Below are 12,495 nucleotides of genomic sequence, written 5' to 3'. Positions count from 1 at the left end.
CACAGCACCCGCCACGGGGCTCAGCCGGTCTTGGCGAGGTCGGCGGGCTTGTCGCCCTGCCACTCGCGCCAGCGCTGGTGCTCGGGTGAATCCTGATAGTCGAAGTTGTCCTGGCCAAAGGCGATGTTGTAGTAGTCGCGCACCACCGCCTCGACATCGGCGCCGCCGCAGTTGCCCTGGAGAATCTGGTGCACCGGCAGCCAGGCCTGGATGTACTTGTCCGGCTCGTACTGGAAGATGTCGCAGCAACCATCGGAGCAGAAATGGAAGCGCTCGCCGCCATGCACCACGCTGCGGTGGCTGAGGGTGGTGTCCGCGTCCGGCTCGGTGAAGCCCAGCGGGATCTGGCAGACCTGGCAGAGCATCGGCAACGTGTTGTTATAGAAGCGCTCGCCACGCGCCTGCATCTCGCGCCAGTGCTCGTAACGCGGGCGGTAGATGCGGTCGAAGGTGTCCGGGTACTTGGCCGAGAGCCAGTCCAGCTCTTCGTCCGTGGGTATCCAGGTGTGGAAGTTGGTGGCCTGGCTGTACTGGTAGAAGATCGACCAGGCCTGGTGGCTGATGTGTTCCTTGCCGATGGTGGTCTGCTCGACGTACTTGGGCGGACGGATGCCGTAGCGCTCCAGGTCCTTGAACAGCGCGCCGCCGGCCTGCTCGTAGTACACCTCCCAGGCCTCGGCCCAGGACATGACTTTGTTCGGCAGCATGTAGTCCATCATCATCCCCACCAGCGTCAGCAGGCGGTATCCGCGCCAGAACCACTTGTCGATCCAGCGCTGGATGATCGGCACGTTGTCTTCGTGCTGCTCCAACAGGAACTTGATCACCTCCAGGCCGAGCGTCATGTGCCGCGCCTCGTCGGACTGCGCCGAGAAGCCGAATGTCACGGTGGCCATGTCGCCGTTGTAGGCCGCACCGGACATGAAGGGCACGAACAGCAGGTTGGTCAGCACGTACTCGAACGAGAACGAGATGGCCGTGAGGAACTCGAACGGCCCGGCGGTCCGCGCGTCTTCGAAGAAGGACTTGGGCACCGAGAGGAACCACACCCGGTCATGCATGTGGGCAAAGTCATGCAGGCCGTTGAAGTGCTTGTTGTAGTGGCTCATGGCGTGGATCTGGGTCTGTACGTGGCGCAGTTCGTCGATCGCCTGCATCTGGCAGGCAACCCGCGCCCCGGCCCCGCCGAAGTGCCGGCCGACACGGGCGAAGCCCTGGTAGGCCTGGTACTCCAGCGGTGTCACACCGCTGAGGAAGAGTTTCAGCGCGTTGACGTAGCGCGCGTCGGAGAGGTTGGTGTGGCCATTGTTCTGGGAGAAGGCATCGAAGATGGCGTAGAGCTTCTTCTCCTTCTCGGCCTGGTATTTCCAGTAGGCGTCCATGGTCAGGCGGAAGGGGTCCTCCCACTTGTCCCAATCGGTGATCTTGATGCCCTCGAAACGCTCGTAGGGGTAGATGTCTTCCTTGCTCTGGTAGCTCGGCTCCCAGGCCAGGTCGCGGGTCAGGCAGCGGTACTTGTCTTTCTGGTTCAGGCGTTTGGCAGCCATGGCGGCTCTCCCGATTCTTGTCGTTGTGCGCGGGTCAGTTCCAGTGCAGGGCGAAGAGGTCTTCGTCTTCCTCGACGTTGCCGCCGAGGGTGATGACGTCGATCAGCATTTCCTGCACGTCCCACTCGCGACCAAGCTTTTCCTCGACCGTAGCGCGGTGGATTTCCAGGCGCCCTTCGGCCTGGATGCGGATCATGGCCGGCTGGTGCTGGATCTCGGCGTGGGGGTTGTCCTGGACGATGGCCTCGACTATGTAGCGAGCGTTGTCGTTGTCCTGGAAGGCGATATAGACGAGGGAAGTCATTGCGCGGCTCCTGCAAGGCCGAGTTTCTTCAGGCGGACGGCGAACTCGCCGGCCACGATTTCGAGGGCGGCGGCACCAGGACCGATTTCGGCTAGCGGCGCCAGGGCGTCCAGGGCACTGGCCTGCCACTGGGCGACCCAGCCCTCGACAAGCTGACGGTTATCAATGCTTTCGCTGGCGACTGTTTTCACCAGGGCATCGACCCAGCGTTGGGTCTCGGCGAACCAGAGGCGCATGAATTCGGTGAGCATCCCCACCTGGCCGGCGCCCCGGGCGCAGAGCTGCTCATCGAACTTGTGGAACAGCAGCGGGTACAGCAGGCCGTCGCTGACCAGGTTCTGCGCCAGAGTCAGCTCGAACCAGTCACGCACCACCAGCGTGTCTTCCACGTAGCGACGCAGGCCCTGCCAGGCCGGGTCTTGCAGCCACTGCTGCTTGGCCTCGGCGAGCAGGTCGGTGCCGCCGTCATCGAGCATCAGGCCGATGCGCGACAGGTACTGGGCAATGCCGAGTCGGTCCATGGCGTGGAACATGTGCAGTTGGGTCAGGCTGGTGCCGAAACCGTCGGCGGCGATGCCGCTGTTGTTCATGTTGGCGCCGAGCTCCGCATGGCGCAGGGGCAACAGCAGGCGGGTGATCTGTTCGCAGCTGACGGTATCCAGCCCGGCCAACAGGTTGCGCTTCTCGCAGAAGGCGTAATCGTGCTCGGCGTTCTCCTGCATCCTGGCGCGGGTCTGCACATAGGCGCCGTAGTAGAACTGGCGCGGGTCGCTGACGCTGTACCAGTCGGCCATGCGGACGGCGGTGCGGGTGGGGTCGTTGAGCAACTTGTCCGGCTGCCAGAGCGGGCGGTAATGGAAGTTGGTGACGGCCTCGATATCGAAGCTGGCCTCCTGGTAGCGGCTGGCAGGCTTGTCGCCGAAACGCCGGCGGGTGTGGCTGAAGGTCTGGCGGATCGGCTCGGCCGTTGCCGTCTTGATCTCGATGCTCATGCAGGGCGTCCTGTACTTGTTGTTGTGGGGAGTCGACGCGTCGTGGTCAGGCCATCAGTCGGCCTGATCGCGGCTCTCGCCGTAGCGCCACTTCTCCATGTCGGCGTCGATGGCTTCGGCCATCTGCGCATCCATGTGCTGAACCCGGTTCTGCTCGCAGAAGCTGGCGAAGGCCGCGCGCGGCAGAACCAGCTCGACGAAGAGGTCGGGATAGCCGATGGCGAAGTCGAACTCGACGAAGGTGGCGTCGGGCTCGCTGCGCACCCGGACGTAACGCGGCAGTTGATCGAAGCGAGTCTGTGGCTGGCTCATGCAAGGCAACTCCATGGGCGGGTTGCCAGGGGTAGAGCAACGGCTGTGCCAGCGTTCGCAAGGGCAGCCAATTCTCTTTTCAAGACATTGTTTTTATTGGGCTTTCCTTGGCGAAGAGACCAGGACATCGGGCGCTGCGAGTCGTTGTCGGGCCCGGGGGCTTTCACCATTTGCTCAACGTCCGAGAACGCTTTGAGCAAATCGCCAATCGACAGCTGCGATTGACTTTTCACCGGCTTTCAGGCCGCTTAGAAAAAAGAGAGCGGCCCTTCCTTGCGTCTTCCGGCCGCCCGGTCGAACCCTTGCAACCGTCTGCCTGAGCAGTGGTTCGCCGACCTCCCCGTACAAGAACAATCTGGGGTGCAACACGATGAAAGTTGACTACAAGGCGTCGGAGCACAGCCCGACCCTGAAGGACCTGACCGATCAGGTTCACTTCCTCGGTAACGAGGGCAAGATCTGGCTCGACGAGCAGCGCATGCTCCTGCTACAGGCCTCGGCCATGGGGTCTTTCCGTCGCGAATTGATCGAGATGCTCGGCGTCGAGCGGGCCAAGGGGCTGTTCCTGCGCCTGGGTTACCAGTCCGGCCTGAAGGATGCCGAACTGGCGCGAAAGCTCCGTCCGGATGCCGACGCCGTGGAGATGTTCCTCACCGGTCCGCAGTTGCATTCGCTCAAGGGCATGGTCAAGGTCCATCCACTGGAGATGAACATCGACATCGAGAACGGCCAGTTCTATGCCGACCTCGAATGGCAGAACTCCTACGAGGTGGAAAATTGCCAGGCTGAAGGGCTGCACGCCGACCAGCCGGTGTGCTGGACCTTGCTCGGCTATGCCATCAGCTATTCGTCCTTCTTCCTCGGTCGCCAGGTGCTCTACAAGGAGGTCAGCTGCCGCGGCTGCGGCGACTCACGCTGCCGCATCATCGGCAAACCAGTGGAGGAATGGGAGGACGCCGAAGAGTTTCTCCGTTACTTCCAGAGCGACCCCATCATCGACGAACTCCAGGCCCTGCAAGTGCAGGTGGCGAACATGCGCCAGCGCCTGCAGCACGACGCTGGACAGTTTTACGGCATTGGCCAGGCACCGCTCTACCGCAAGGCCTGCACCCTGATCGACAAAGCCGCGCCGGGCAAGGCCTCGGTGCTGCTATTGGGTGAGACCGGGGTGGGCAAGGAGGTCATGGCGCGCAGCCTGCACCTGCGCAGCGAGCGGGCTGGCGGGCCTTTCGTGGCGCTGAACTGCGCGGCCATTCCACCGGACCTGATCGAAGCCGAGCTGTTCGGCGTGGAGCGCGGCGCCTACACCGGCGCCCAGCAGTCGCGCATGGGCCGCTTCGAGCGCGCCAACGGCGGCACGCTATTCCTCGACGAAGTGGTGGAGCTCACGCCTCGCGCCCAGGCCAGCCTGCTGCGGGTGCTGCAGGAAGAAGAACTGGAGCGGGTCGGCGACTCGCAAACCCGCAAAGTGGACGTCCGAGTGGTGGCCGCCACCCATGAAGACCTTGCCCAGGCGGTAAAGGCGGGGCGCTTTCGCGCCGACCTTTACTACCGGCTCAACGTCTACCCGGTGTTCATCCCCTCGTTACGGGAACGCCGGGAAGACATTCCACTGCTGGTGGAGCATTTCCTGTCGCGCCTTCACACCAGCTACGGCAAGACCACCCTCGGGCTTTCCGACCGCGCACTGGAAGCCTGCCTGCGCTACGACTGGCCGGGCAACATCCGCGAGCTGGAGAACCTGATCGAGCGCGGCGTAATCATCACCGACGCCAACCAGAGTATCAGCGCCGACGCGCTGTTCCCGCATCTCTCGCATGAGGCCGACAGCATCGGCCTGTCCAGTGAAGGCGAGCTGGTAGTCCGCACGGCCAGCGCCGAGCCTGACTGGGTGGAGCGCCTGATCGACAGCGGCCTCAGCCTGGACGCGGTGGAAGAAGCGTTGATGCAAGGAGCGATGAAGCGCAGTCAGCAGAACGTCTCGGAAGCCGCACGCCTGCTGGGCATGACCCGCCCCGCCCTGGCCTATCGGTTGAAAAAGCTGCCAGCAGAAGATTCCGCCGGCCGGCACTGAGGCACTCACCCGGGCTTTTCCATGGCAAAGCCCGGTGCTTCCACTAGAGTTCCAGCATTGCCCGATGTTCGCTCCGCCCAAGGAGGGCTCCATGCGTCTGACCTGTGTTGCTGTCTCTCTGCTTCTGCTCGCCGGCTGCTCGTCCTATCGAACCGACCCGACGCAAATCACGCACGTACCCGCCGATCGCCTGCTGGCGTTCCAGGAGCCGGTGGAAGGCGGCGGCCAGATCGTAGTCAACCGCGACATGGGGGGACTGGGTAGCGGCTGCTACATCGCCGTGCACGTGGACCGTCAGTTGGCGGCACGCATCGGCATCGGGGAGGTTGCAAGCTTCCAGGTGCCGCCGGGCGACCGCATCGTCGGCATCGGCATCGACGAGACGGACGACACCCTCTGCTCCATGGGCCGCCTGCGCCGCGAAAAGGCTGCGCATGTGGAGCCCGGCCAGAGCGAGCAATTCCGTATCGTCAGCGATAACCGCGAAGGGTTTGCCCTGCTGGCGGACGACCCGAAGGCACAATGAAAGAGGCCGGAACCAGGTACTGCTGAGCCCGGTTCCGGCCTGACGCTAACGCGTGGTTCTTTGCCTTGTCACCTTTCGCGGATACTGCCTGGAAAGGCCTGTGGAGTGGGCTTCCCTGCGCTTTACCGCCCCCGCCCCATACGAGTTGATGAAAGCATACTGCTACTGGCGAGCGACGCGTTCCCATTCAGGCGGCGATTCGGCTCACTGGTCGGCATGCAAATGGGTGGTCTACCGTTCGCGAGGTCTTTGCGACCGCCCATTCCCGAGGGTAACCTGCGGGCTTTTGCGCGCCCGACCATGAGCCTCCACGACGTTTTCCTGCTGCTGCTCGCCGGCTTCGCCGCCGGGGGCATGAACGCCCTTGCTGGCGGCGGTACCTTCTTCTCCTTCCCCGCCCTGCTCGCCACCGGGCTGCCGCCGGTAACCGCCAACGCCACCAACGCAGTAGCCCTATGGCCCGCCAGCCTGGCTGCCAGTTGGGCTGCACGCGATCAGCTGCGCCCTCTGGGACGCTACGTAGTCCCGCTGGTGCTGCTGTCCCTGCTCGGAGGCCTGGGCGGCGGTTTGCTGTTGCTTGCGGGTGGCGACGAGGCCTTTCGCCGCCTGATCCCCTGGCTGCTGCTGGTCGCCACGATGCTGTTCGCTGCCAGCCCCTGGCTGAGCACGTTGATCAACCGCCAGCGCGAGGCCAGCAGCCCTCCGCCGCATGGATTGGGCAGCAACTTGAGCCATACGCTGGTCGCCATTTACGGCGGCTACTTCGGTGCCGGCATGGGCATCCTGCAACTGGCCGCTTTCTCCATCGAAGGCCATCCCCTGCTGCGCGCCAATGCCCTGAAGAACCTGCTGTCGAGCACCATCTATAGCGTGGCGGTGGTCACCTTCGTCGTCGCTGGCCGGGTGAGCTGGAGTGAACTGGCGGTGCTTCTCGCGGCAGCCAGCTGCGGCGGCTATGCCGGCGGCGCCCTGGCCCGACGCCTGCCGAGTCGCTGGCTGCGGTGGCTGGTGATCGCGGTGGGGACGGGGATGACCGCCTATTACTTCGTCACCACCTGAGACCGGTAAAGCGGGGTTGCCAATTGTTATAGGCTGCCCCGCCTGGAACCTTCTTTACACAGCAACCATCCGCCCCCTTCATTTGCCCACGTGGGGCGGCTCTGCTAGTGTCGCGACCGATTTGACCTCCGCGAGACAGCATCATGGCCCGCAAGAAAGCCTCCCCCGATTTCGAACAGTCCCTCGCCGATCTGCAGTCGCTGGTGGAACGCCTGGAGAGTGGCGAACTGTCGCTGGAGGACTCCCTCAGCGCCTTCGAGCAGGGCATCCGCCTGACCCGTGAGTGCCAGGCCGCGCTGAATCAGGCAGAGCAGAAAGTGCAGATCCTGCTGGAACGCGACGGCCAGTTGGAAGAGGCGCCCTTCGACACGGACGAGCAGGCATGATTTCCAGCTACCAGGCGCACTGCCAGCAGCGGGTGGATGCTGCCCTCGACGCGTTGTTCATCGCCCCGCTCGCGCCGCTTGAACGCCTCTACCAGGCCATGCGCTACAGCGTAGTGAACGGTGGCAAGCGGGTTCGCCCACTGCTGGTCTACGCCGCCTGCGAAGCATTGGGGGGCGACGTTGCCCGTGCCGATGGCGCAGCCTGTGCCGTGGAGTTGATCCACGCCTATTCGCTGGTCCACGACGACCTGCCGGCCATGGACGATGACGACCTGCGTCGTGGCCAGCCCACCACCCATATCGCCTTCGACGAAGCCAGTGCCATCCTCGCCGGCGACGCTCTGCAGGCGCTGGCCTTCGAGGTGCTGGCCGATGCCCAGCGCAACCCCCACGATGCCGAAACCCGCCTGGCGATGATCGCCAGCCTCGGCCACGCCGCGGGCCCCGCCGGGATGGTCGGCGGCCAGGCCATCGACCTCGGCTCGGTGGGCATCAAGCTTGATCAGACCGCGCTGGAAACCATGCACCGGCACAAGACCGGCGCCCTGATCGAAGCCAGCGTGCGCCTCGGCGCCCTGGCCAGCGGCCGTGCCGACCCGGCCGCCCTGGCCGCACTGCGGATCTACGCCCGCGCCATTGGCCTGGCCTTCCAGGTGCAGGACGACATCCTCGATGTGGAGAGCGATACCGCGACCCTGGGCAAGACCCAGGGCAAGGACCAGGCCCACGACAAGCCCACCTACCCCTCCCTGCTCGGCTTGGACGAAGCCAAGGCCTACGCGCTGAAACTGCGCGATCAGGCCCTGCTCGCCATCGCCAACCTCGGGGAATCGGCCGAACCGCTGCGCGCCCTGGCACGCTATATCGTCGAGCGGCGTAGCTGATACTGCACCGCTTCGCGTCCCAGTTTCCGCCTAGGTCCCTAGGTTGCTTCGCCGGCAAGCGCTTCTGGCTGCGGCTCAGCGACGATCTGCAGCAGCCCTAACCGCAGCAGCAGCCACGGCATCGCCGCCGCCACGAACAGGCCCATGACCAACCCACGCAGCCCCTGCCAGAGTTGCGGGTCCAGCGGCCACGCTGCGCCTGCCGGCTTCAGCACCTTCTGCAACAGGATGAACATCCCCGCGCCAATGGCGGCGGCCAGCAGACGGCGCCAGGTCGCGACTTCGGCGGAAAACACCAGTTGGCGATAGCCGAACAGCACCCCGAGCATCAGCCCCGCCAGCAGGGGTACGTAGCTTGGCGCCGCGCCCGGCCAGGTCAGCCAAGCTGCCAGGAACGCCAGCAGGATCAACCCCAGATGCCAGAGCCCGTGGGCCTCGCGCCACCAGCTCCAGTGCCGCACGTGGGCAAATAGCAGCAGCGTGGCGATACCCAGCAGCGAGCCGCCCACCACGTCTTCCACATCGTGGGCGCCGAGGTAGAGACGGCTGAAGATGATCCCTGTCACCACCATGCCGCTGACTACCCAGGCCCAGGCGCGGCGCAGCTCGAAGGCCAGCCAGAACCAGATGACCACGGCTATCTGCGCATGTCCGCTGGGCAGCCCGAAGCTGTCGCCCACCTCATGGTCCATGCGCAGGGCGATGTCCGGGCGCGGGTCCTGCCAGTAGTCCTTGAGCCAGGCATTGAGCAGCGCTGTAACGGCAACCAGCACCAGCAGGCGCAGAAATACGCCACGGTTCCAAGCCCAGTACCCCAGCGGCAGGAAGAAGAGGATGAACTTCTCGTAGCCCAGCAGGGTGAAGAAGCGCATTACCGGCGTCAGCGCATCACTGCGCAGGGGCAGCACCCAGTCCAGGCTGTGCAGCAGTTCGTTCATGGACGGTCCTTGTGGAAGAGATGAGGGCGCCACAGATACTTCAGCGCACGGGGCGGCGACAAGGGCCGATTCGGACAATCCATGTCACCGGATCATCAACCGCCATGAGTGGCGGGTATTCGTCACGACACAGTTGGCTGCGGCGGTGGGCGGCCAGTGCCTAAGATCCATCGAACGCATGCCAAGGACCCTCGCCGTGAACACTGCCATCCAGTCTCTGTTGATCGCCAACCGTGGCGAGATTGCCATTCGCATCGCCCGCGCCGCCGCCGAACTGGGTATTCGCAGCGTCGCGGTGTACGCCGAGGACGACGGCCTGTCTCTGCACCGGCGCAAGGCCGACCTCGCGGTCCCCCTGATGGGTCGGGGCGCCGCGGCCTACCTGGACGCTGCGCAACTGGTCGAAATCGCTGGCCAGCACGGCTGCGACGCGGTGCATCCCGGTTACGGATTCCTCAGCGAAAACGCCGACTTCGCACGCCAGTGCGAGGCGGCTGGCATTCGCTTCGTCGGCCCTTCGGCCGAGGCCCTGGCGCTATTCGGCGACAAGGCCCGCGCCCGTGAGCTGGCGGCCCGCTGCGGCCTGCCCCTGGCCGCCGGCAGCAACCAGGCCACCACCCTCGAGGAAGCCCGAGCCCTGCTGGAAAGTGGCCCCATCATGCTCAAGGCGCTGGCCGGTGGGGGCGGGCGCGGCATGCGTGCGGTACGCGACGCAGCCGATCTGGAACAAGCCTTCGAGCGCTGCCAGTCCGAGGCCCGCGCAGCGTTCGGCAACGGCGAGCTGTACGTCGAGCGGATGATCGAGAACGCCCGCCATATCGAGGTTCAGGTGCTGGGGGATGGCGAACGGGTGATACACCTCTGGGAACGCGATTGCAGCCTGCAACGGCGCCACCAGAAGGTGATCGAGATCGCCCCGGCACCCGACCTGGATGCAAGCCTGCGCCAGCGCATTCTGGACGCCGCGCTGACCCTGGCCGCCGCCGTTGCCTATCGCGGCATCGGCACCTTCGAGTTTCTGGTGGACCGCGAACGCGGCGAGTTCGTGTTCATGGAAGCCAACCCGCGCGTGCAAGTGGAGCATTGCATCACCGAAGCGGTCACCGGCATCGACCTGGTCCAGACACAACTCCGCCTCGCCGCCGGCGCCCGCCTGGCCGACCTGGGCCTGGTGGAGCCCGTGCCTGCGCGCGGATTCGCCGTGCAGTTGCGGATCAACCTGGAAAGCATGCAGAGCGACGGCAGCGCCCGCCCCGCCGGCGGCCTGATCAGCGTCTACGAACCGCCCAGTGGTCCGGGTATCCGAGTCGACGGCTACGGCTATGCCGGTTACCCCACCAGCCCGAGTTACGACTCACTGCTGGCCAAGCTGATCGCCCAGGGTGATGACCTGCCCGGAGCCCTGCGCCGTGCCTATCGCGCGCTCTGCGAGTTCCGCCTGGAAGGCGTGGCGAGCAATATCCACTTCCTGCAGAACCTGCTGCGCCGCCCGGAACTGGCACGTGGCGTGGATACCCGCTTCATCGAGCGAGAGATTGGCCAACTCCTGGCGCCGCAGCAGGAAGCCCACCCACACCTGTTCATCAGTGCTGCGACTAACGCAGGCGGCTACCCTGGCGGCCAGATCGAGGCACCGACCGGGTGCGTGCCGCTGAATGCCCCCAGCCAGGGTGTGCTAGTCAGCCTGGACGTGCAGGTCGGCGATGCCGTCGCCGCCGGCCAGCCGGTGGCCGTGCTGGAAGCGATGAAAATGGAGTTCGTGGTCAAGGCGACCCAAGGCGGTATCGTTCGCGCGTTGGCCGTGACGCCCGGTGGCAGCCTGTTCGAAGGCGCGCCGTTGCTTTTCCTGGAACCGGCCGAGGTGAACGGCGACACCGCACAGTCGGAAGAAAGCCATGACCTCGAGCATATCCGCGCTGACCTCGCCGAAGTGCTCGAACGCCACGCCATCACCCGCGATGAGCGCCGCCCGCAGGCGGTGGCCAAGCGCCGCAAGACCGGCCAGCGCACCACCCGTGAGAATCTCGATGCGCTGCTGGATGACGGCAGCTTCATCGAGTACGGCGCCCTGGCCCTGGCCGCCCAGCGCCGGCGTCGTACCCTGGATGAGCTGATCGAGCAGAGCCCGGCCGATGGGCTGGTAGCCGGAATCGGCACGGTCAACGCTGCTCAATTCGGCAGCGACGCCGCACGCTGCATGTCCATCGCCTACGACTACACCGTGTTCGCCGGCACCCAGGGCGTGATGAACCACAAGAAGACCGACCGCATGCTGGGGCTCGCCGAGCAGTGGCGCCTGCCGCTGGTGTTGTTCGCCGAGGGCGGCGGTGGTCGGCCGGGAGACTCGGATTTCGTCGGCGTAGCCGGGCTGGACTGCCACACCTTCGTCGGCATGGCGCGGCTCTCCGGACTGGTGCCGCTGGTGGGGGTGGTTTCCGGTCGTTGCTTCGCCGGCAACGCCGCGCTGCTCGGCTGCTGCGACGTGATCATCGCGACGAAGAACGCCAGTATCGGCATGGCCGGCCCGGCGATGATCGAGGGCGGCGGCCTGGGCAGTTTCGCCCCGGAAGCAGTCGGCCCCACCAGCGTCCAGGGCCCCAACGGCGTGATCGACGTGCTGGTGGACGATGAAACCGAGGCGGTGCGGGTGGCGCAAAACTACCTGTCCTACTTCCAGGGCGACCTCACCGATTGGCAGTGCGCCGACCAGCGCCTGCTGCGTCACGCCATCCCGGAGAACCGCCTGCGGGTCTACGACATCCGCACGCTGATCGAAACCCTGGCCGACCAGCACTCGGTGCTGGAGCTGCGCCGTCAGTTCGCACCGGGGCTGATCACCGCCTTCATCCGCATCGAAGGCAAGGCCTTCGGCCTGCTGGCCAACAATCCCATGCACCTGGGCGGCGCCATCGACGCCCAGGCCGGCGACAAGGCTGCGCGCTTCATGCAGCTCTGCGATGCCTTCGACATCCCCATGCTCTCGCTTTGCGACACCCCCGGTTTCATGGTGGGGCCGGAGTCGGAAAAGCAGGCCACGGTGCGCCATGTCTCGCGGATGTTCGTTGCCGCCGCCAGCCTCTCGGTCCCCTTCTTCACCGTGGTGCTGCGCAAGGGCTACGGCCTGGGCGCCCAGGCCATGGCGGCAGGCAGCTTCCATTCGCCGCTGTTCACCATCGCCTGGCCCAGCGGCGAATTCGGCGCCATGGGCCTGGAGGGCGCGGTGCGCCTGGGCTATGCCAAGGAGCTGGCTGCCGTGGACGACCCGGCCGAGCGCCAGAAGCTGTTCGACAAGATGGTGGCCAAGGCCTACCAGAACGGTAAGGCGATCAACATGGGGAGCTTCCTCGAGATCGACGCCGTGATCGATCCAGAAGAAACCCGCGCCTGGTTGCTACGAGGCCTGACCGCTGCGGGTCGACCGGCCAGGCGCGACGGCAAGAAACGCCCCTTCGTCGATACCTGGTAACCCACCG

11 protein-coding genes are annotated in these 12,495 nt (G+C 65.4%); 6 read left to right on the top strand and 5 right to left on the bottom strand.

All coding sequences use genetic code 11. The annotated features are described in order from the left end of the window. Positions 1–20 precede the first annotated feature (20 nt). Genes AAHM40_RS06540 through AAHM40_RS06525 form a run of 4 tightly spaced genes read right to left on the bottom strand, consistent with a single transcriptional unit; the run spans position 21 to position 3,155 of the window. The gene (locus AAHM40_RS06540; RefSeq protein ID WP_342243918.1) at positions 21–1,547 is read right to left on the bottom strand and encodes an aromatic/alkene/methane monooxygenase hydroxylase/oxygenase subunit alpha; all 1,527 of its coding nucleotides are present in this window, start codon (positions 1,545–1,547) and stop codon (positions 21–23) included. A 34-nt stretch (positions 1,548–1,581) separates the two neighbouring features. Then, entirely contained in the window at positions 1,582–1,851 is a 270-nt protein-coding gene (locus tag AAHM40_RS06535) for an MmoB/DmpM family protein (RefSeq protein WP_342243917.1), read from the bottom strand. After that, on the bottom strand, positions 1,848–2,843 hold the full coding sequence (locus AAHM40_RS06530; protein WP_342243916.1) for an aromatic/alkene monooxygenase hydroxylase subunit beta: 996 nt from the start codon (positions 2,841–2,843) through the stop codon (positions 1,848–1,850). The genes AAHM40_RS06535 and AAHM40_RS06530 overlap by 4 nt, the downstream gene beginning before the upstream one ends. A 54-nt stretch (positions 2,844–2,897) precedes the next feature. After that, entirely contained in the window at positions 2,898–3,155 is a 258-nt protein-coding gene (locus AAHM40_RS06525) for a phenol hydroxylase subunit (RefSeq protein WP_342243915.1), read from the bottom strand. A gap of 370 nt (positions 3,156–3,525) precedes the next feature. Between AAHM40_RS06525 and AAHM40_RS06520 the strand changes: the two genes are divergently transcribed. From AAHM40_RS06520 to ispA, 5 genes are all read left to right on the top strand, one after another. Further along, a complete protein-coding gene (locus AAHM40_RS06520) occupies positions 3,526–5,229 on the top strand; it encodes a sigma-54-dependent Fis family transcriptional regulator (protein ID WP_342243914.1) in 1,704 nt (567 codons plus the stop codon). A 91-nt stretch (positions 5,230–5,320) separates the two neighbouring features. Further along, the gene (locus AAHM40_RS06515; protein WP_280282772.1) at positions 5,321–5,755 is read left to right on the top strand and encodes a 3-isopropylmalate dehydratase; all 435 of its coding nucleotides are present in this window, start codon (positions 5,321–5,323) and stop codon (positions 5,753–5,755) included. 300 nt (positions 5,756–6,055) lie between these two features. Continuing rightward, the gene (locus AAHM40_RS06510) at positions 6,056–6,814 is read left to right on the top strand and encodes a sulfite exporter TauE/SafE family protein (RefSeq protein ID WP_342243913.1); all 759 of its coding nucleotides are present in this window, start codon (positions 6,056–6,058) and stop codon (positions 6,812–6,814) included. Positions 6,815–6,957: 143 nt separating this feature from the next. Then, the gene (locus tag AAHM40_RS06505; RefSeq protein ID WP_342243912.1) at positions 6,958–7,200 is read left to right on the top strand and encodes an exodeoxyribonuclease VII small subunit; all 243 of its coding nucleotides are present in this window, start codon (positions 6,958–6,960) and stop codon (positions 7,198–7,200) included. Then, complete coding sequence (gene ispA, locus AAHM40_RS06500; protein ID WP_342243911.1) at positions 7,197–8,084, top strand: (2E,6E)-farnesyl diphosphate synthase; 888 nt, start codon at positions 7,197–7,199, stop codon at positions 8,082–8,084. Before AAHM40_RS06505 ends, ispA begins: the two co-directional genes overlap by 4 nt. A gap of 38 nt (positions 8,085–8,122) precedes the next feature. Here ispA and AAHM40_RS06495 read toward each other — a convergent pair whose 3' ends face one another. Next, positions 8,123–9,022, bottom strand: a complete 900-nt coding sequence (locus AAHM40_RS06495) for a phosphatase PAP2 family protein (protein WP_342243910.1) — start codon at positions 9,020–9,022, stop codon at positions 8,123–8,125. A gap of 196 nt (positions 9,023–9,218) precedes the next feature. Here AAHM40_RS06495 and AAHM40_RS06490 point away from each other — a divergent pair, with 196 nt between their 5' ends. Beyond that, positions 9,219–12,488 (top strand): acetyl-CoA carboxylase family protein, encoded by a 3,270-nt coding sequence (locus AAHM40_RS06490; protein ID WP_342243909.1) that lies wholly within the window; start codon positions 9,219–9,221, stop codon positions 12,486–12,488. Positions 12,489–12,495 lie beyond the last annotated feature (7 nt).

The sequence above is a fragment of the Pseudomonas sp. OTU5201 genome (genome assembly GCF_038440135.1).
Classification (GTDB): Bacteria; Pseudomonadota; Gammaproteobacteria; order Pseudomonadales; family Pseudomonadaceae; genus Metapseudomonas; species Metapseudomonas resinovorans.
Note: the sequence above shows the minus strand (reverse complement) of the source record. Positions and strands in the feature narration are given on the sequence as shown.

Bases quoted from the DNA above. Each gene is read 5' to 3' on its own strand.
- AAHM40_RS06505 (WP_342243912.1), top strand. From the start codon at position 6,958: ATGGCCCGCAAGAAAGCCTCCCCCGATTTCGAACAGTCCCTCGCCGAT.
- ispA (WP_342243911.1), top strand. From the start codon at position 7,197: ATGATTTCCAGCTACCAGGCGCACTGCCAGCAGCGGGTGGATGCTGCC.
- AAHM40_RS06525 (WP_342243915.1), bottom strand. From the start codon at position 3,155: ATGAGCCAGCCACAGACTCGCTTCGATCAACTGCCGCGTTACGTCCGG.
- AAHM40_RS06530 (WP_342243916.1), bottom strand. From the start codon at position 2,843: ATGAGCATCGAGATCAAGACGGCAACGGCCGAGCCGATCCGCCAGACC.
- AAHM40_RS06495 (WP_342243910.1), bottom strand. From the start codon at position 9,022: ATGAACGAACTGCTGCACAGCCTGGACTGGGTGCTGCCCCTGCGCAGT.
- AAHM40_RS06515 (WP_280282772.1), top strand. From the start codon at position 5,321: ATGCGTCTGACCTGTGTTGCTGTCTCTCTGCTTCTGCTCGCCGGCTGC.
- AAHM40_RS06520 (WP_342243914.1), top strand. From the start codon at position 3,526: ATGAAAGTTGACTACAAGGCGTCGGAGCACAGCCCGACCCTGAAGGAC.
- AAHM40_RS06535 (WP_342243917.1), bottom strand. From the start codon at position 1,851: ATGACTTCCCTCGTCTATATCGCCTTCCAGGACAACGACAACGCTCGC.
- AAHM40_RS06510 (WP_342243913.1), top strand. From the start codon at position 6,056: ATGAGCCTCCACGACGTTTTCCTGCTGCTGCTCGCCGGCTTCGCCGCC.
- AAHM40_RS06540 (WP_342243918.1), bottom strand. From the start codon at position 1,547: ATGGCTGCCAAACGCCTGAACCAGAAAGACAAGTACCGCTGCCTGACC.